The following is a 230-nucleotide window of genomic DNA, read 5'->3' as shown; positions in this document are numbered from 1 at the left end:
GGCATCTGAAGAAGTCCGGCCGCATCTACTGCGTGAAGCCGGGCCGCCTGGGCGGCTACGCGGCATCTGTGAAGCTCGACGAGCAGGGAACTTGGCTGTCCGTCCCCGGCTGGCATGCCACCTTCGAGATTGCTGCGATCGCTGCGTATGACGCTGTCGAGGAGCACGCAAAGCCCCCCTGCACGACGGAGCAGATTCTCAACGACTGCATCCCGATCTGATCGCCTTCA

1 protein-coding gene is annotated in these 230 nt (G+C 63.0%); it reads left to right on the top strand.

Annotated features, from left to right (window positions below; genetic code table 11):
- Positions 1-221 (top strand): hypothetical protein (locus tag CVH10_RS26480; RefSeq protein WP_181244785.1); only part of this gene is annotated, 221 nt, incomplete at its 5' end.
- Positions 222-230: the final 9 nt, after the last annotated feature.

The organism is Halomonas sp. ND22Bw (genome assembly GCF_003011945.1).
Taxonomy (GTDB): Bacteria; Pseudomonadota; Gammaproteobacteria; order Pseudomonadales; family Halomonadaceae; genus Halomonas; species Halomonas halophila.
This window is presented reverse-complemented; position numbering and strand designations above follow the sequence as displayed.